This window comes from Dactylosporangium sp. McL0621 (assembly GCF_049995355.1).
Classification (GTDB): domain Bacteria; phylum Actinomycetota; class Actinomycetes; order Mycobacteriales; family Micromonosporaceae; genus Dactylosporangium.
Genome location: NZ_CP188259.1, coordinates 3867441 through 3883961 on the forward strand (window position 1 = coordinate 3867441; position 16521 = coordinate 3883961).

Annotated in this window: 14 protein-coding genes; 9 read left to right on the plus strand and 5 right to left on the minus strand. The window is 74.4% G+C overall.

What is annotated here, in order from left to right:
- Positions 1-2 precede the first annotated feature (2 nt).
- Complete coding sequence (locus ACPPVO_RS18320; RefSeq protein WP_426512400.1) at positions 3-1649, plus strand: class I adenylate-forming enzyme family protein; 1647 nt, start codon at positions 3-5, stop codon at positions 1647-1649.
- 233 nt (positions 1650-1882) lie between these two features.
- On the opposite strand, the gene ACPPVO_RS18325 is transcribed toward ACPPVO_RS18320, so the two are convergent.
- Entirely contained in the window at positions 1883-2341 is a 459-nt protein-coding gene (locus ACPPVO_RS18325) for a peroxiredoxin (RefSeq protein ID WP_426512401.1), read from the minus strand.
- 234 nt (positions 2342-2575) lie between these two features.
- Between ACPPVO_RS18325 and ACPPVO_RS18330 the strand changes: the two genes are divergently transcribed.
- On the plus strand, positions 2576-3487 hold the full coding sequence (locus ACPPVO_RS18330; RefSeq protein WP_426512402.1) for a phosphotransferase family protein: 912 nt from the start codon (positions 2576-2578) through the stop codon (positions 3485-3487).
- On the opposite strand, the gene ACPPVO_RS18335 is transcribed toward ACPPVO_RS18330, so the two are convergent.
- Positions 3470-4393, minus strand: a complete 924-nt coding sequence (locus ACPPVO_RS18335; protein WP_426512403.1) for an NADP-dependent oxidoreductase — start codon at positions 4391-4393, stop codon at positions 3470-3472. The genes ACPPVO_RS18330 and ACPPVO_RS18335 overlap by 18 nt on opposite strands.
- A gap of 77 nt (positions 4394-4470) precedes the next feature.
- Here ACPPVO_RS18335 and ACPPVO_RS18340 point away from each other — a divergent pair, with 77 nt between their 5' ends.
- Entirely contained in the window at positions 4471-4878 is a 408-nt protein-coding gene (locus ACPPVO_RS18340; RefSeq protein WP_426512404.1) for a winged helix-turn-helix transcriptional regulator, read from the plus strand.
- Here ACPPVO_RS18340 and ACPPVO_RS18345 read toward each other — a convergent pair.
- Together ACPPVO_RS18345 and ACPPVO_RS18350 are read right to left on the minus strand one after the other, a co-directional pair.
- Entirely contained in the window at positions 4861-6270 is a 1410-nt protein-coding gene (locus ACPPVO_RS18345) for a class I adenylate-forming enzyme family protein (RefSeq protein WP_426512405.1), read from the minus strand. The genes ACPPVO_RS18340 and ACPPVO_RS18345 overlap by 18 nt on opposite strands.
- The gene (locus tag ACPPVO_RS18350) at positions 6267-7394 is read right to left on the minus strand and encodes a zinc-dependent alcohol dehydrogenase (RefSeq protein WP_426512406.1); all 1128 of its coding nucleotides are present in this window, start codon (positions 7392-7394) and stop codon (positions 6267-6269) included. Before ACPPVO_RS18350 ends, ACPPVO_RS18345 begins: the two co-directional genes overlap by 4 nt.
- 252 nt (positions 7395-7646) lie before the next feature.
- Between ACPPVO_RS18350 and ACPPVO_RS18355 the strand changes: the two genes are divergently transcribed.
- From ACPPVO_RS18355 to ACPPVO_RS18380, 6 genes are all read left to right on the plus strand, one after another.
- Positions 7647-8198, plus strand: coding sequence for a 2-oxoacid:acceptor oxidoreductase family protein (locus ACPPVO_RS18355; protein ID WP_426512407.1), 552 nt, complete (start codon positions 7647-7649; stop codon positions 8196-8198).
- A complete protein-coding gene (locus ACPPVO_RS18360) occupies positions 8195-9253 on the plus strand; it encodes a hypothetical protein (protein ID WP_426512408.1) in 1059 nt (352 codons plus the stop codon). The genes ACPPVO_RS18355 and ACPPVO_RS18360 overlap by 4 nt, the downstream gene beginning before the upstream one ends.
- Positions 9250-10020 (plus strand): thiamine pyrophosphate-dependent enzyme, encoded by a 771-nt coding sequence (locus tag ACPPVO_RS18365; RefSeq protein ID WP_426512409.1) that lies wholly within the window; start codon positions 9250-9252, stop codon positions 10018-10020. Before ACPPVO_RS18360 ends, ACPPVO_RS18365 begins: the two co-directional genes overlap by 4 nt.
- Positions 10017-11039 (plus strand): GntR family transcriptional regulator, encoded by a 1023-nt coding sequence (locus ACPPVO_RS18370; protein ID WP_426512410.1) that lies wholly within the window; start codon positions 10017-10019, stop codon positions 11037-11039. The genes ACPPVO_RS18365 and ACPPVO_RS18370 overlap by 4 nt, the downstream gene beginning before the upstream one ends.
- Positions 11036-11263 carry a 4Fe-4S dicluster domain-containing protein gene (locus tag ACPPVO_RS18375; RefSeq protein ID WP_426512411.1) on the plus strand — a complete coding sequence of 76 codons (228 nt, stop codon included), beginning with the start codon at positions 11036-11038 and terminating at the stop codon, positions 11261-11263. Before ACPPVO_RS18370 ends, ACPPVO_RS18375 begins: the two co-directional genes overlap by 4 nt.
- 1115 nt (positions 11264-12378) lie before the next feature.
- Positions 12379-15210 carry an FAD-binding and (Fe-S)-binding domain-containing protein gene (locus ACPPVO_RS18380; RefSeq protein WP_426512412.1) on the plus strand — a complete coding sequence of 944 codons (2832 nt, stop codon included), beginning with the start codon at positions 12379-12381 and terminating at the stop codon, positions 15208-15210.
- A gap of 115 nt (positions 15211-15325) precedes the next feature.
- Here ACPPVO_RS18380 and ACPPVO_RS18385 read toward each other — a convergent pair whose 3' ends face one another.
- Positions 15326-16456, minus strand: coding sequence for an SMI1/KNR4 family protein (locus ACPPVO_RS18385; protein ID WP_426514648.1), 1131 nt, complete (start codon positions 16454-16456; stop codon positions 15326-15328).
- Positions 16457-16521 lie beyond the last annotated feature (65 nt).

Genomic DNA, 16521 nt, shown 5'->3' on the forward strand with positions numbered 1-16521 from the left:
TCGTGCACTTCCCACCCGGTACGGCTCCGGCGGCCGGCAGCGTTCACGAACGGTACGTCGCGGACCGGCTCGCCGACGTCGGGCGATGGGGTAACGCCCGAGCGCAGGCGGGAGACGGAGCGACCCTGCCGGACGTCGTGCGGCGGCACGCGGCCCGGAACCCCGGCGGCCTCGCGTTCGTCGCCGGCGACGACCGGATGACGTGGCGCCAGTTCGACGCGTGGTCGTCCGCCTTCGCGCTGCGGCTGGTGGATGCGGGCCTCGAGCGGGGCGCGCGCGTCGGGGTGCTGCTGCCCGACGGGGTGGCGGTGCACGTGGTGTACCTCGCGGCGATGAAGGCCGGCGTGGTCGTGGTCGCGATCGGGCCGCGGGCGGCGCGGCTGGAGGTGCGGCACCTGCTGACCGTGGGCGGTGCCTCGGCCTTGGTGAGCCTGGAGTCGCACCGCGGCGAGCCGGTGGCCGCGCTGATCGACGGGCTCGGGATCGGGACGCACCTCGTCATCGACGACGTCTCGGCCGAGCCGGGCCGGGAGCTTCCCGGGCGGGAGCTGGGGCTCGGGGACATCCACCTGCTCAACTCGACGTCCGGGACGACCGGCATGCCGAAGTGCGTTGTGCACAACCAGGACCGCTGGTTCTACTATCACGAGCTCGCGCGGGAGTGCGGCGACCTCAACGGCGACGACGCGTTCCTCACGCTCATCCCGGCGCCGTACGGCTTCGCGCAGTGGACCGCCAACTTCACCCCGACGATACTGGGCGCCCCGACGGTCGTCATGCCGCGCTTCAGTGCCGACGAGGCGCTGCGGCTCATCGAGCGGGAGCGGGTGACCGTGGTGTGCTGCGTCAGCACGCAGTTCATCATGATGCTCAACTCGCCGGTCCTGGAGCAGGTGGACCTGTCGTCGCTGCGGTGCATGTTCACCGGGGGCGAGGCGGTGCCGTTCGAGCGGGCGGCGGAGTTCGAGCGGCGTACCGGGGCGAGGGTGCTGCAGTTCTTCGGCTCCAACGAGACCGGGGCGCTGTCGCGGACCTCGGTCACCGACACCGTCGAGCAGCGGCTGCGCACCGCCGGGAAGGTCATCGACGGGATGCGGGTCCGGCTCTTCGCCGAGGACGGGACCGACGTCACCGCGGCCGGCGGGCCGGGGCAGGCGGCGTGCGCGGGGCCGGCGACCTGTCTGGGGTACTTCAACGACCCCGAGGCCAACGAGCGGCTCTTCACCCCGGACGGCTGGATGCTGACCGGCGACATCTGCACCGTCGACGCCGACGGGTACCTGCGGGTGGTCGACCGCAAGTCCGACTTCATCATCCGCGGCGGGAAGAACATCTCGGCCGCGGCCGTCGAGGACCAGGTGGGCACGCATCCGGCGGTGGCCATGGTGGCGGCGGTCGCGGTGCCCGACCCGACGTTCGGCGAGCGGGTGTGCGCGTTCGTGGTGCTGCGGGCGGGCGCGGCCCTGGACCTCGACGACCTGCGCGGGCATCTCGACGCCCGCGGGGTGTCGCGCGAGAACTGGCCCGAGCGCCTGGAGATCGTGGACGACCTGCCGCGCGGGTCGGGCGGCAAGGTCGCCAAGTCCCAGCTGCGCGACCGCCTCCGCGGTCGCGCGGCACCGTCCGCCGTTCCCAACGGCGGACGGTGAGGCGGCCGCGCAGCGTCCTCCGCCGTTTCGACGGCGGACAGTGAAGGTGTCGCGCAGCGTCTTCCGCCGTTTCCAACGGCGGACGATGGGGCGGTCGCGCAGCGTCCGCCGCCGTTTCAACGGCGGACGGTGAGTCGGTCGCGCAGCGTCGTCCGCCGTTGGAAACGGCGGACGGTGAGGCCACGGGAGTTACGGTCCGGGCCCGCGACGGACGCCGCGGTAGCCCGGAGCCTCTAGGATTTCGTTCTGGCCCGCAGGGCCTCGAGGGCCTTGTCGGCGTGGGCGTCCATGCGGATCTCGCTGCGGACCACGGCCAGCACGCGGCGGTCGGTGTCGATGACGAACGTCGCGCGCTTGGTCGGGATGAGGCCGAACGCGCGCTTGACGCCGAACTGCTCGCGGACGGCGCCGGCCGGGTCGGCCAGCAGCGGGTAGCCGAGGCTGTGCTTGGCCGCGAACTCGGCCTGGCGCTCGACCTCGTCGCCACTGATGCCCACCGGCTGGGCGCCCGCCTCGCGCAGCTCCGCGGCCGTGTCGCGGAAGTGGCAGGCCTCCTTGGTGCAGCCGGCGCTGAGCGCGGCGGGGTAGAAGAACAGCACGACCGGGCCCTGCTCCAGCAGCGTGCTGAGCCGGCGCGGACCGCCGGTCTCGTCGGGCAGCTCGAAGTCCTCGACCACGTCGCCGACCTGCATGGGGGCTCCTTCCCGCCGGATGTGTCGGGGCCAATCCTCCACGCCCGGCGCGCGGTCGCAAGTCCGGGGTGGCCCGGAGCTCACGGCCGCGCGTCCGGCGTCACGGAACGTCGACGTCCCGCTACTGCTGGGCGCTGGTGCCGTTGCCGGTGTACTGCTGCACGATCGTGCCGTTGCCTGTCGCGTTGCCGCGGGCGTCCAGGCCCAGGCCTGGACACCGCCTACCATGGCCCGGTGACGATCGGACTCGACGCCGTGCGCTCGGCGCTGCTGGAGGCCTGCCCGGGACTCGTGGTCGCCGGCGTGCGGCCGCTCGAGGCCGGGTACACCAGCCGCCAGTGGGTCGCCGAGACCGACGAGGGGCCGCTGCTGGCCAAGACGCCGGTCCGCAACCCCGACCCAGAGCACATGCGCCGCCTCATCGCCGCGACCCGCCACGCCGCCGACGGAGGCGTTCCGGTGGTGCGGTTCCGGGCCCTGTTGCCGTTCAGCTCGTTCGTCGGCGGGCCGCTGCTCGTGCAGGAGTTCCGGGCGGGCACGCCCGCGGACGGAGCCTGGGACGCGATGCCGGCCGAGGCCCGGCTGGCGTTCGCGGCCGAGCTCGGCACGGTGGTCGGCCGCATCCACGCCTGCACCGGCCCGCGGTTCGGCGACGTCCTGGGCCGCTCGTCGTACCCCGACGTGCGCACGTTCCTGCGCGCGCGGGTCGACGAGCAGCTGGCCAAGGCGCCGGGTGTACTGCCGCCCGACCTTCTGCAGTGCACCGGAGCGGCCCTGCACCGGGCGATCTCGGCGGTACCGGTCGATGCCGCCCCGTCCCTCGTCCACGGCGACCTGTGGCGCCCGAACCTCCTGCTCCGCGACGGGCGGATCGAGTGCGTGCTCGACTTCGAGCACGGCCGCTGGGCCGACCGGTTCCTCGACTTCGGCAAGCTGGACGAGCACATCTTCGCCGCCTACCCCGAGGGTCGCCCGGCCTTCCTGGCCGCGTACGACGCGGTGCTGCCGCTCCCGGACGACTGGCCGGCCCGGGTCCGGCTCGGCCACGCCGTGCACAACCTGTCGACGGCGGTGTACTTCGCGCGCTGGAACCCGGAGTTCGTGCCGGAGTACGTGGCCGGCCTGGCCTCACTGCTCGGCGAGTAGCACCAGCCGGCCCCGCAGCCCGCCCGCCTCCAGTCTCCGGTGCGCCTCCGCCACGTGCGGCAGCGGGAGGGTACCGGCGACGCGGAGCGTGAGACCCGCCGCGGCGAGGCTCGCCAGCCGCTCGCCGTCGGCGCGGATCCACACGTTCGCGACCCGGATGCCGCGCAGGGGCGGCGGCGGACTGCCCAGCACGCCGACGTACGTGCCGCCGCCCCGGACCGCGTCCATCGCCCGGATGCCGAGGTTCGCCGCGTCGATGACGGCGTCGACGCCGCCCGGCACGAGGGCGCGTACGGCTTCCGCGGCCGCGGTCCGCGGGACGTGGTGGGCCGCGCCCAGCGCACGGACCAGGGCCGCGTCCCGCTCCGCCGCGACCGCCACGACCCGCGCGCCCGTCCGTGCGGCCAGCTCCACGGCGTAGCCGCCGACCGCGCCCGCCGCGCCGGTGACCAGGATGGTGGCGCGCGCGGCGGCGGGGACGAGGTCCAGGGCCTGGGCGGCGGTCAGGGCGTTCAGGGGCAGGGTGGCGGCCGCGACCGGGTCGGCGCCGCCGGGCAGGTGGGCGGCCGCGGTGGCTTCCAGGAGTACAAACTCCGCCTGGGTCTTCAGGGAAAGGCCCGGGCGGTCCGACAGGCCGATGACCCGCTCGCCCGGGCCGAACGCCGTCACGCCCGCGCCCACGGCGTCGACGACGCCGGAGACGTCCCAGCCCAGGCCCGTCACCGCGCGGGGGGCCATGATGCCGGCCCGGGCCAGGGCGCCCGAGCGCGTCTGGAGGTCGACCGGGTTGACGGCCGCGGCCGTCACCCGGACGCGGATCTCGCCCGGGCCGGGGGACGGGGTGGGGACCTCGGCGATCTCGAGGACCTCCGGGCCGCCGAAGGAACGGATGATCACTGCTCGCATGCGTCCCAACCTATGGAGAGCTACTCTCCAACCGGAAGGGCGCACTTCGGGGTGCGTACCGGACGGGAGGGTGCGCCATGGCGACGCGGACGGCGGGGGAGCGGCGGGCCGCGGCGGCGCGCGAGTACGACGCGTTCATGGCCGACTGCCCGGCCCGCAAGCTCCTCGACCGCATCGGCGACAAGTGGGTAAGCCTCGTGCTCACCGCGCTCGCCGACGGGCCGCGGCGGTACAGCGACCTGAGCCGGCGCATCGCGGGCGTCAGCGAGAAGATGCTGACGCAGACGCTGCGCACGATGGAGCGCGACGGGCTGCTGTCGCGCACGGTCACCGCGAGCGTGCCCGTCCGGGTCGACTACGCGCTCACCCCGCTCGGCGCCGGCCTGCTGCCGCTCATGGCCGCCGTCAAGGCCTGGGCGGAGGCGCACATGCCCGAGGTCGAAAGGGCCCAGGAGTTGTACGACGCATCAGTCGCCGAGCACTAGCGCGCGCAGGCGCGTGCGCTGGATCTGGCCCGTCGCCGCGGTGCGCGGGATGGCGTCCACGATGGACACCCGCCGCGGCTGCTTGTACGACGCCAGGCGGCCGGCCACGTGCGCGCGGACGTCGGCCACCGCCGGCGGTTCGGCGCCGGGCGGCACGACGAGTACCGCGCAGACCACCTCGCCCCAGCGCGGGTCGGGCACGCCGACGACGGCCAGGTCCAGCACGCCCGGCAGGCCGCGCAGCGCCTGCTCGACCTCGGCCGGGCCCACCGACTCCCCGCCGGTGCGGATCACCTCGCGCGTGCGGCCGGTCAGGTAGAGGTACCCGTCCTCGTCGAGGCGGCCGACGTCGCCGGAGCGGTACACGCCGTCGAGGGGTTCGGCGCCCAGGTAGCCGTTCATGACCGCCGGGCCGCTCGTGCACACCTCGGCGTCGTCGCCGAGCCACAGCGCGTTCGGGGTCGCGGGCCGCCCGACGCTGCCGGGGCGGCGCTCGAGCTCCCAGTCGTGCAGGGCGGCCATGCGACCGGCCTCGGTCGAGCCGTACAGGATGGTGGTCGTCGTGCCCGGCAGCCGCGACTTGATGCGCGGCACGAGGTCGGCGGCGACGGCCGACGTGCCGGTGTCGGCGTGGTGCAGCGAACGCAGGTCGGCACGGCGGTGCTCGGGGTCGAGCAGGCGCTCCCAGACGGCCGGGATGCAGTACAGCGCGGAGGGCCGGCGGCGCTCCACGACGTCGATCATGTCGGCGGCGTCGGCCCGGCGGACCAGGTGTACCGCGGTGCGGTGCTGCCAGGCCTCCATGACGTAGTGCCAGCCGCCGTAGTGGTACAGCGGGAACGTGCACACCACGCCGCCGTCGCCGCGCAGGCCACTGGTGAACGTGCCGCCGCCCGGGGCCGCGCGCAGCCAGCTGGCCCGGTGGCTGACCAGGGCCCCCTTCGGCGCGCCGGTGCTGCCGCTGGTGAGGTACAGGATGTGCGCGTCCCGGTCGTCGAGCGGGACCCGCGCGAAGCCGGGCGCGCCGCCGTCCAGCGTGGACGGCCGCAGCACGGCCGCGGAGAAGTCCACATCGGACAGCACGACCTTCGGGTCCACATAGGACCGGATGCGGTCGCGCTCCTCGCCGGGCAGGCCGGGGTTCACGGGCGCGAAGAGCGCCCCGAGCCGCGCACAGGCGACGAACACCTCCACCGAGCGCAGCGTCGGCGTCACGCACCACAGCACCGTGTCGCCGCGGCCCACGCCCAGCCCGGCGAGCGCGTTGGCGGCGCGGTCGGCGCGCGCGTCGAGCTCGCGGAACGTCAGCTCGTCGGCCCCGAGGGTGGCGGCCGTCGCACCCGGTACCGTCAGCGCCGCCGTGGTGACGATGTCACCGATCAACAGGCTCATGCGAGCTCCACCTGGGCCGGCCCGAGAGCGCCGTACCGGTGTTTGTACCGCGTGATCTCCAAGGCCTCCGGCAGCGCCTCGATACCCTTGAGCCGGTGGCTGATCAGCCCCTGCAGCTCGACGTCGCCGCGGCGCACCAGGCGCAGCGCGTGCTCGAAGACGCTGCTGCCCGGCGCGTACCCGCCGGCGCCCGAGCGCGGGTGCAGCAGCGCGACCGACCGCTCGCGCAGCAGGGCGAGCGGGGCCGGGGCATGGTTCGGCAGCACGGACACCATGACGATCGTGCCACCGCGCCGGACGCCGCGGGCCGCCTGCTCGAACTCGCCCGCGCACTCGAACACCACGTCGGCGCCGATGCCCTCGGTCGCCTCCAGCACCCGGGCGACCACGTCCTCGCGGGTCGCGTCGAGCACCAGGTCGGCCCCGGCGCGCCGGGCGAGCTCGAGCTTGGCCGCACTGCGCCCGGTGACGATGATCTGCCCGGCGTTGCCGAGCCGCGCGACCCGCGTGTGCAGCAAGCCCATGACGCCGGCGCCGATGATGAGCACGGTGTCGCCGGGCCGGACGGCCGCGACGGCGTGGCCGTGGATCGCGCCGGCCAGGGGCTGGACGGCCGCGGCCTGGGCCGCGGACACTCCGTCGGGGACGCGCACGACGGTCCGCGCGGGCACGACGACCCGCTCGGCGAAGGCGCCGGGTCCGGTGAATCCGAGGACGCTGGGGGCCGGGCAGGCATCGGGGCGGTCGCGGCGGCAGGCGGCGCATCTTCCGCAGGCGGCGGTCTCGACGGCTGTTACCAGGTCGCCGGGCTGGCACGATAAGTCGGGCACTCCGCGCCACGACTTATCGGATTTTTCGCCTGACGGGGGATTTGTCGGAATCGGTGGGCCGGCGGCGCTGATCACGCCGGCGAACTCGTGGCCGCCGAAGCGGGTCGGGCCGGCGGCGAGGCGCGCGGCGAGGACTTGGTGCATGGCGATCGGCTCGCCGGCCAGCAGCATGCATTCGGTGACGCTCGGCTGGACGCAGGTCACGTCGATGACGACCTCGCCCGGGCCGGGCACGGGGTCGGGAACTTCCTCGACGGCCGCGTTGCCGAAGCCGTGCAGGACCAGTGCCAGCATTCGCCGCCTCCCTTGACGCTCGGATTAGATTTTGTATTCAATATTCAAACCGCGTCAAGGTCGGATCGCGGGCGGAGACGAGGGGGCCGCCCGGGATGGCCGGGATCGCGGGATGGCCGGTCCGGTGAGCAACGAAGACCGCGGTGCGACCGGCAGGGGCGGCTGGAACGGCCGGCCCGAGGCGGGAGCGCAAAAGGTGTGAACGGGCGCGCGGCAAGGCGCGACCGGGCATGAGATCGAGAAGAGGCGCGCGTGGAGCGTGAAGTGCTCGTCACGGGCATCGGCGGCCAGGGCATCCAGCTGCTCGCCAAGACCCTGGCCCTCGCCGCCACCCGCGAGGGCCGGTACGCGATGCTCGCCGCCGACTACGGCGGCGAGATGCGCGGCGGCCCCTCCAAGGCCGGCGTCGTCATCGGCGACGCCCCGCTCAAGGCGCTGCCCATCCTCCCGTCGGCGTGGTCGGCCGTCTTCGCCCACCACCGGTACAGCGAGGGCGTCGAGGAACGGCTGCGCACCGGGGCGCTCGTCCTGGCGAACACGCCGCTGGTCGACCCGGAGGCGTTCCGCCCGGACCTGCGCGTGTTCGCCGTCGACGCCATGGCCGCCGCGAAAGGCGTCGAGGCGCCGAACGCGTCGGGGTTCGTGCTGCTGGGGGCGTACAACGCGCTGACCGGCCTGGTCGCCGCCGCCGCGCTGGTGTCGGCGATGGAAGAGCTGTTGCCGCCGTACCGCCGGCAGCACGCCGCGGCCAACGCCCGCGCGCTCGAGGCCGGCGCCCGGGCCCTGGAGGGGGTTGCCGCATGACGCTGGAACTGCTCGAAGGCTCCGCGGCCATCGCCGAGGCCGCGCTCGTCGCGGGGTGCCGGTTCTTCGCCGGGTACCCCATGTCGCCCTTCACCGGTCTGCTGGAGCAGATGTCGCAGCGAATGCCCGCGGCCGGAGGCGTGTGCCTCAACGCCGAGAGCGAGATCGAGGGCGTCAACATGACCCTCGGCGCCGCCGCGGCCGGGGCGCGCGCGGCCACCGGGTCGTGCGGGCAGGGCATCGCGCTCATGCAGGAGGCGATCGCCGAGGCCGCCCTGAACGAGACCCCGTTCGTCGTGTTCAACCTGGCCCGCAACCAGCAGGACTACTTCCAGGCCACGCGGGGCGGCGGCTGGGGCGACTACCGGACCATCACCCTGGCGCCCAAGGACATCCCCGAGGCGGTCGAGCACACCCAGTTGCTCTTCCACCTCGCGGACAAGCATCGGGCGCCGGTTGTACTGTACGCAGACCCGCTCCTGGCCCAGACGCGCGTCGGGGTGGAGGTCGGGCGCCGCGACTTCGGGCCGCTGCCGCCGAAGGACTGGGCGCTCGACGGCACCGGCGGCGGCACCGGGCACAGCCGGCAGGTGTGGACGTGGGCGATGGGCAAGGCCACCGCCCCCGGGCCCGGGCCGGACGGGCACTGGCGCGCGATCGCCGAGAAGTTCGACCGCATCGGGGAGCTGGAAGCCCGCCACGAGCAGTCGCCGGAGCCCGGGGAGACGGTCGTCGTCTCGTTCGGCTCGGCCGCGAAGTTCGTCGAGCACGTCGTGGCCGAGCTGCGGCAGGACGGGTACGACATCGGGTGGTTCCGGCCCGTGACCCTCTGGCCGTTCCCGGGTGATGCCCTCGCCGCCGCGACCCGCACCGCCAAGCGCGTGCTCGTGTTCGAGCTCAACGGCGGGCAGATGCTCGACGACGTTCGCATCCACGCCCACGACCGCGGCGTGGTCCGGTTCATCGGCGGGGTCAGCATCGCCGAGTCGGGGCTGTCGTACGGCCCGCTGCTGGACGCCCCCGTGATCCGCCGCCGCATCCTGGAGGCCCTGTGACAATCGACACCACCCAGCCGCCCGGCCACGGCGCGAAGCAGGTCGCCGACTTCAAGCCCAGCCTCATTCTCGGGGAGCACTCGCTGTGCCCCGGCTGCGGCGAGCCCGTCGCGCTGCGGATCCTTCTGGAGGTACTGCAGGAGCTCGACATCGTGCAGCGGACCATCGGCGTCGTGGGCCACGGCTGCTACGGCAGCTTCGTGCGCATCATGGACGTCGACGTGCTGCAGTGCCTGCACGGCCGTGCGCCCGCGTGCGCGACCGGCATCAAGCGCGTGCGTCCCGGCGTGGCCGTGTTCACGCTGCAGGGCGACGGCGACATGGCCAACGAGGGCCTGCAGGAGGTACTCCACACGGCCGCGCGCGGCGAGAACATCACCTGCGTGATGCTCAACAACGGCGTCTTCGGCGACACCGGCGGCCAGCAGACCGCGACGACGGTCCTCGGCCAGCGCACGAAGACCAGCATCGAGGGCCGCGACCCGCTGACCCACGGCTACCCGATCCCGGTCGCCGACCTGGTCGCCGGGCTGCGCGGCGTCGGCTACGTAGCGCGGGGCGCGGTTTCGACGGCCGGTGCGGTACTGCAGACGAAACGCATGCTCCGAAAGGCTTTCGAAACCCAGCTCGCCGGCGGTGGCTTCTCGCTCGTGGAGATCCTCACCATGTGCCCGACCGGCTGGTTCGTCCCCACGGCCGAGGGCCCGTCGTATCAGCAGGACACGATGGAGCAGACGTACCGTCTCGGTGAAATCATCAAGCCGTGAAACTCGAACGGGCCAACACCAGCGAGGCCGTGGCCGCCTACGTGCTCGGCCGCCTCTTCGCCGGCGAGCTGAGGAGCGGGGAGCGCCTCGACCTCGACGCCATCGCCGAGGAGCTGGGCGTGAGCCGCGTACCGGTGCGCGAGGGCCTCATCCAGCTCGAGCGCGACGGGCTGGTCGAGCGCGCACACTACAAACGCGCGTTCGTGGCCGAGTTCGACGACGGCACGGTCCGGGAGGCGTTCCAGCTGTACGGCATGCTCAGCGCCCTGACCAACCGCCGCGTAGCCCGCCGGCGCGACCCGGAGGTCATCGAGGCGCTGGGCAAACTCGACGAGGCCCTGGCCGGCTGCGACGACCCGGACGAGTTCGAGTCCCTGGCGCGCGAGTTCCGCCGAGTCGTGAACATAGCCGGCGGCGGCAACCACTTGAGGGCCCTGCTGCGGACCTTCTCGGGCCTGGTCCCGGTAGCGGCCCGCTTCGCCATCGACGACAACCTGGCCGACGAACGGTCCGCACTGCACGCCGAGTACATGGCGCTGCGGGGCGGCCGCCCGGTCGCGGCGGGGGAGGCGGCCCTGGCCCACATTCACCTGACCGCCGAGAACGCGATAGCCGCCCTACACCGCCGCGGCGTCTTCCCGGCCACAGACGATGGAGAGCACGGAACCGCACACGGGCCCCGGCCCGCGCACAGGCCCGGGACCGCACACGTGCCCGCGCACAGGCCCGGGAACGCGCACGGGGATGAGAACGAGCACGGCCGAGCGCACGGGAATGCGCACGGGGATGAGAACGAGCACGGCCGCGCGCACGGGGATGAGAACGAGCACGGCCGCGCGCACGGGCAGGAGCACGGGCACGGGAACGCACTCAAGCCCGGCCGAGCGCCCGGGAATGCGCACGGGGATGAGAACGCGCACGGTCCGGAGCACGGGAACGCACACGGGTCCGGCCGCGCGCACGAGCACGACGAGGGCTGGGACGACGTCGCGAACGTCGTGGAAGGGAGCGACCCGTGAACCGCACCACCCGAGGCACGCTCGTCATCGATATCGACAAATGTAAAGGCTGCGAGCTGTGCATCGCGGCGTGCCCACCCAACGTCCTGGCGATGTCGAGCGAGCTGAACGAGCTGGGCTACCGGTACCCGCTGCTGCACGAGGGCTGCACCGGATGCACCGCCTGCCAGCTCGTCTGCCCGGACTACGTGTTCAGCGTCTATCGGTACACCGGCCAGAGCTGACGCCGCCCGAGCACTGCCAGCGCCATCTGCGCCGCGTCCGGCCCGGGCACCGCCGGCCCGTGCGCCCGTCCGGCCCGGGCACCGCCGGCCCGTGCGCCCGTCCGGGCCGGGCACCGCCGGCCCGTGCGCCCGTCCGGGCCGGGCACCGCCGGCCCGTGCGCCCGTCCGGGCCGGGCACCGCCGGCCCGTGCGCCCGTCCGGGCCGGGCACCGCCGGCCCGTGCGCCCGTCCGGGCCGGGCACCGCCGGCCCGTGCGCCCGTCCGGGCCGGGCACCGCCGGCCCGTGCGCCCGTCCGGGCCGGGCACCGCCGGCCCGTGCGCCCGTCCGGGCCGGGCACCGCCGGCCCGTGCGCCCGTCCGACCCCGGTCACCGCCAACCCGTGCGACCGTGCGCGCACGGTCACCGTCATACCCATCGCACGGGCCGTGCCGTCCGGCGCCACACCCTGTGCGACGACCCGGTGCTGACCCGCGGCCAGGCTCGCCGGAATCGTGACGGACACCGTGAAGCCGCCGTTGGCGTCGGTCGCCACCGTGCCGGCCCGGATCGGGCTCGACCACGCCGTGACGAACGCGGTGGAGTGGGCGCCGTGTAGCCGGTGACGCCCAGGCCGCCGAGGCCGGGGCGGGCGGTGAGGGCGAAAGCCGGGACCCCGTCGAGCAGGACGACCAGGGCGGTGAGCCTCGACGCTGATGCCGCCGACGAAGTTGCGGACCATCGCCGGGAACGGGTGCGGGCCGGCCGCGGTGCCGCTGGCTCGGCGCCGGCGAACCCAAGCCGGCGACTGCCGCCGCGCCGGTCGCGGTGCCGCTGGCCCGGCGTCGGCGAACCCAAGCCGGCGACTGCCGCCGCGCCGGCAGCGATGCCGCCGGCCCGGCGCCGGCCGCCCGGACTGGCGGCCGCCATCACCGTCGCCGCGCTGTGGCTGCGGCGGGCACTAGGCGGTGACGCTGCCAAGAATACCCCGAAACCGGACGAAAGACGCAACAGCCGCTAAGTAGGTGGTACGTGGCCCGTTCGGGTGGGCGTCTACGATTGCGGGGATCTCCAACGAGCGTTCCGGGGGCGGCGAAGAGGCCGAACGCGGTCCGGCTCACGAGCGAGTGGCAGGGACATGACGGCCGACATTGCTGATGATCTGGTGACTCGCCTCGGCCGGGCCGGGGTCGGCGACGTGCTCACCGATGCGGCCCACCGTTCCGCCTACGCCAGCGACGCCTCGCTGTACCGGGTCGTGCCGAAGGCCATCGTGCGGCCCCGCTCCGAGGAGGAGGTCGCGGCGACGCTGGAGGTGTGCCGAACGCTGGGCGTGCCCATCACCGCCCGCGGCGCGGGTACCTCCGTCGCCGGCAACGCGATCGGCCGCGGCGTCGTGCTCGACTTCAGCCGGTACCTGGACAAGGTGCTCGCGGTCGACCCCGGCACCCGCACGGCGCGGGTCCAGGCCGGCGCCGTGCACGCCACCCTGCAGGCCGCGGCCCGCCCGCACGCGCTGCGCTTCGGGCCCGATCCGTCCACGCACACGCGGTGCACGATCGGCGGGATGATCGGGAACAACTCGTGCGGGGCGCGCACCCTCGGGTACGGCCGGACCTCGGACAACGTCGTCGGGCTCGACGCGCTCACGATCGACGGTGAGCGGCTGTCGACCGGGCGCGACGAGCGCGGCCGCCCCGCCCTGGAGGGGGCCAAGGCGATCGCCGACACCCTGCAGGCCGTCGTGCAGGGCAATCTTGCCGTCGCGCGGACCGAGTTCGCCACGTTCCCGCGGCAGGTGTCCGGGTACGCCATCGAGCATCTGCTGCCCGAGCGCGGCTTCGACCTGACCGGGCTGCTCGTGGGCAGCGAGGGCACCCTGGCGGTGGTGACCGAGGCGACGGTACGGCTGGTGGCCGACCCCGCCCACCGGTTGCTTGTGGTGCTGGGGTACCCCGACTTCGGCTCGGCCGGCGACGCCGTGCCCGCGATCCTCGGCTTCACCCCGACCGCCTGCGAGGGCATCGACTCGCGCCTGGTCGAGGTCGTGCGCACCCGCCGCGGCGCGGACGCCGTGCCGCCGCTGCCGGGCGGGGCCTCGTGGCTGTTCGTGGAGATCGCCGGCGACGACCTCGGCGAGTGCCGCGACCGCGCCCGCCGCCTGGCCGCCGGGGCCGGGGCCGTCGACGCGCTCGTGGTCGAGGACACCGCGCAGGCCGCGCCGCTGTGGCGGATCCGCGAGGACGGCGTCGGGCTGGCCGGGCGCGCCCCGTCCGGGCTTCCCGCGCACGCGGGCTGGGAGGACGCGGCCGTGCCGCCGGCGCGCATCGGCGACTACCTGCGCGACTTCGACGTGCTGGTGGAGCGGCACGGGCTCACCGCCATGCCGTACGGCCACCTCGCCGACGGCTGCATCCACGTCCGGCTCGACTTCCCGCTCGACCGGCCGGGCGGGCCCGGGAAGTTCCGGGCGTTCCTGGAGGACGCGGCCGATCTGGTGGTCGGCTACGGCGGCTCGCTCTCCGGCGAGCACGGCGACGGCCGGGCGCGCAGCGAGCTGCTGCCCCGCATGTACTCCGCCGAGGCGATGGGCCTCTTCCGCGCGGTCAAGCACGCCTTCGACCCCGGCAACCTGCTCAACCCCGGCGTGCTCGTCGACCCCGACCCGGTCGACGCCGACGTGCGCGTCGCCGCGGCGCGCCCGGTCAAGCAGAAGCTCGCGTTCGGGTACCACTCCGACCACGGCGACTTCAACCAGGCCGTGCACCGCTGCACCGGCGTCGGCAAGTGCCGGGCCGACACCACCGCGCTCGGCGGCGTGATGTGCCCGTCGTTCCTGGCCACCCGTACCGAGAAGGACTCCACCCGCGGCCGGGCCCGCGTGCTGCAGGAGATGCTCGACGGCGACCTGGCCCCCGACTGGCGCGCCCCCGCCATCCACGACGCCCTCGACCTGTGCCTGTCGTGCAAGGGCTGCGCGTCGGACTGCCCGACCGGCATCGACATGGCCGCCTACAAGGCCGAGGTACTGCACCAGAGCTACAAGGGCCGGGTCCGCCCGCGCTCGCACTACTCGCTGGGTCGCCTGCCCATGTGGTCGCGGCTGGCGTCCCGGCTGCCGCGCCTCGCCAACGCGCTCACGACGGCGCCCGGGCTGCGCAACCTGGCGCTGTTCACCGCCGGTGTCGACTCGCGCCGCTCGATTCCCGCCTTTGCGCGCCAGACGTTCCGGCGTTGGTACCGTGGCCGCGCCTTCGAGGGCAAGCCGGTCCTGCTGTTCGTGGACAGCTTCACCGACCACTTCGCCCCCGACATCGCGAAGGCCGCCGTCGAGGTCCTCACCGCCGCCGGCTACGCGCCCGAGCTGACCAGCGAGTCCACCTGCTGCGGCCTCACCTGGATCTCCACCGGCCAGCTCGACGCGGCCAAGCGCATCCTGGGCTCGACCGTCGCCAAGCTGACCGACGCCGTCGAGCGCGGCGTGCCGATCGTCGGCCTCGAACCCTCGTGCACCGGCGTGCTGCGCAGCGACCTCGTGGAGCTGCTCGACACCGACGCCGCGCGGGCCGTCAGCGCCGCCACGGTCACCGTCGCCGAGCTGCTCGCCCGTACGCCGGGCTGGACCCCGCCGTCCCTCGAAGGCGTGCGGGTCGTGGCCCAGCCGCACTGCCACCACCACGCCGTCATGGGCTGGGAGGCCGACGCCAAGCTGCTCAAGGCGACCGGCGCGACCGTCACGCGGCTCGGCGGCTGCTGCGGCCTGGCCGGCAACTTCGGCGTCGAGCGCGGCCACTACGAGGTGTCGGTCCAGGTCGCCGAGCAGCAGCTGCTGCCGGCCCTCGACAAGGCCGAGCCCGGGGACGTCTTCCTGGCCGACGGCTTCTCGTGCCGTACGCAGGCCGCCGACCTGGCCGACAAGCCGGGCAAGCACCTCGTCGAGCTGCTGGCCGACGCGCTGCGCAAGGGTTGACAGCCACGACCCTGCACCGTGCCGCGTCCCGGCGCACGGCTCAGCACCGTGCCGTGTACTGCCGTCCAGCACACGGCTCAGGCACCGTGCCGTGTACTGCCGTGCAGCACACGGCTCAGCGCCGGCGCGGCCTGGATCGGTGGGGCTGGCGAGCCTCGGCCGGTCGCAGCTCGGAGATGCCCCGGATCGCCGACCGGAGCAGCCACCCGAGGCCCGCCACCAGATCGGGCCACGACATGACGCCGTCGAAGACGATGTCGCCCCGCTCGCGGACCGTGGCCGGCAGGAGCGGCGGCCGGCCCGGGCGATGGGGCGCGCCGTGCTCCTCGTGGAACGGCGCACACAAGGCGACGAGACGTTCACCGGCGTCCGCGAGGTGCCGGGCGACGCCGGCGAGCCCGCCGTGCCCGGTCAGGTACACCCGCAGCGCCGCCTCGTCGTTCGGGTCCGGATCGTCGTAGCGGGCCGGCCGTCCCGCCGTGGCATTCTCGCCCGCCGCCACGAGTGCGTCGACCACGCGGGCGGCCCGGGCGGTGATCAGCGCGGCCCGGTCCGGGTCGGCGTGGTCGGTCGCGGCGGCGTGCCCGGCCAGCTCGGCGAGGTCGCGGGCCAGCCCGGGGGTGTACAGGCCGGCGTCGCGGCCGAGCCAGAGCCCTTCCGGGTACCGCCAATACAGGCAGCCTTGTTCGTCGACCTGCGGCCGGTAGCCGCCGGCGACCCGGTCGTGCACCAGCGCCCCGGCCACGTCGGCGAGCATCGCCGCGACGCCCGGCCAGGACGCCCGGCCCTGACACGCGAAGACCTTGTCGTACTCCATGACGCAGCCACGCTGCTCCCCGTCGCGCAGGTCGACGAGGAGCTTCACCCCGCCGGTGTCGGCGGCGATGGGCAGGAACGACGGCTGCCAGATCGCGCTCGGCTCACCCGCGACCGCACTGGGCGGCCGCTCCTGGGGAAACTGCGCGGCGACCTCGAGCATCATGTTGCGGATGTCGAGGGCCATGGCCAGCGGGTACGGCCGGTGGAACGACGGGATCAGCGCCCCGCGCCACGGGTACGTCCACTCCATGCCGTCGGCCCGGCCGTACCATCGCCGCACGTCGTGCGGGAACGCCGCGCCGACCTCGCGCTCGGCCGCATCGAGCGCGTCCGGGCCCGCGGGTGGCTTGAGCGTCGCGGCCGTGCCGGGCGCGTGCTCCCGCAGCCACCCGAAGATCCGGTCGGCCGACGCATCGACGCTCTCCATCACCGGCCCACGCTACCGCGGCGGTACCTTCGCGCCGGACGCGGCCGGCGCTGTAATTGCGGTGA

Bases quoted from the DNA above. Each gene is read 5' to 3' on its own strand.
- ACPPVO_RS18325 (WP_426512401.1), bottom strand. From the start codon at position 2,341: ATGCAGGTCGGCGACGTGGTCGAGGACTTCGAGCTGCCCGACGAGACC.
- ACPPVO_RS18335 (WP_426512403.1), bottom strand. From the start codon at position 4,393: ATGCGAGCAGTGATCATCCGTTCCTTCGGCGGCCCGGAGGTCCTCGAG.
- ACPPVO_RS18340 (WP_426512404.1), top strand. From the start codon at position 4,471: ATGGCGACGCGGACGGCGGGGGAGCGGCGGGCCGCGGCGGCGCGCGAG.
- ACPPVO_RS18345 (WP_426512405.1), bottom strand. From the start codon at position 6,270: ATGAGCCTGTTGATCGGTGACATCGTCACCACGGCGGCGCTGACGGTA.
- ACPPVO_RS18350 (WP_426512406.1), bottom strand. From the start codon at position 7,394: ATGCTGGCACTGGTCCTGCACGGCTTCGGCAACGCGGCCGTCGAGGAA.
- ACPPVO_RS18360 (WP_426512408.1), top strand. From the start codon at position 8,195: ATGACGCTGGAACTGCTCGAAGGCTCCGCGGCCATCGCCGAGGCCGCG.
- ACPPVO_RS18380 (WP_426512412.1), top strand. From the start codon at position 12,379: ATGACGGCCGACATTGCTGATGATCTGGTGACTCGCCTCGGCCGGGCC.
- ACPPVO_RS18385 (WP_426514648.1), bottom strand. From the start codon at position 16,456: ATGGAGAGCGTCGATGCGTCGGCCGACCGGATCTTCGGGTGGCTGCGG.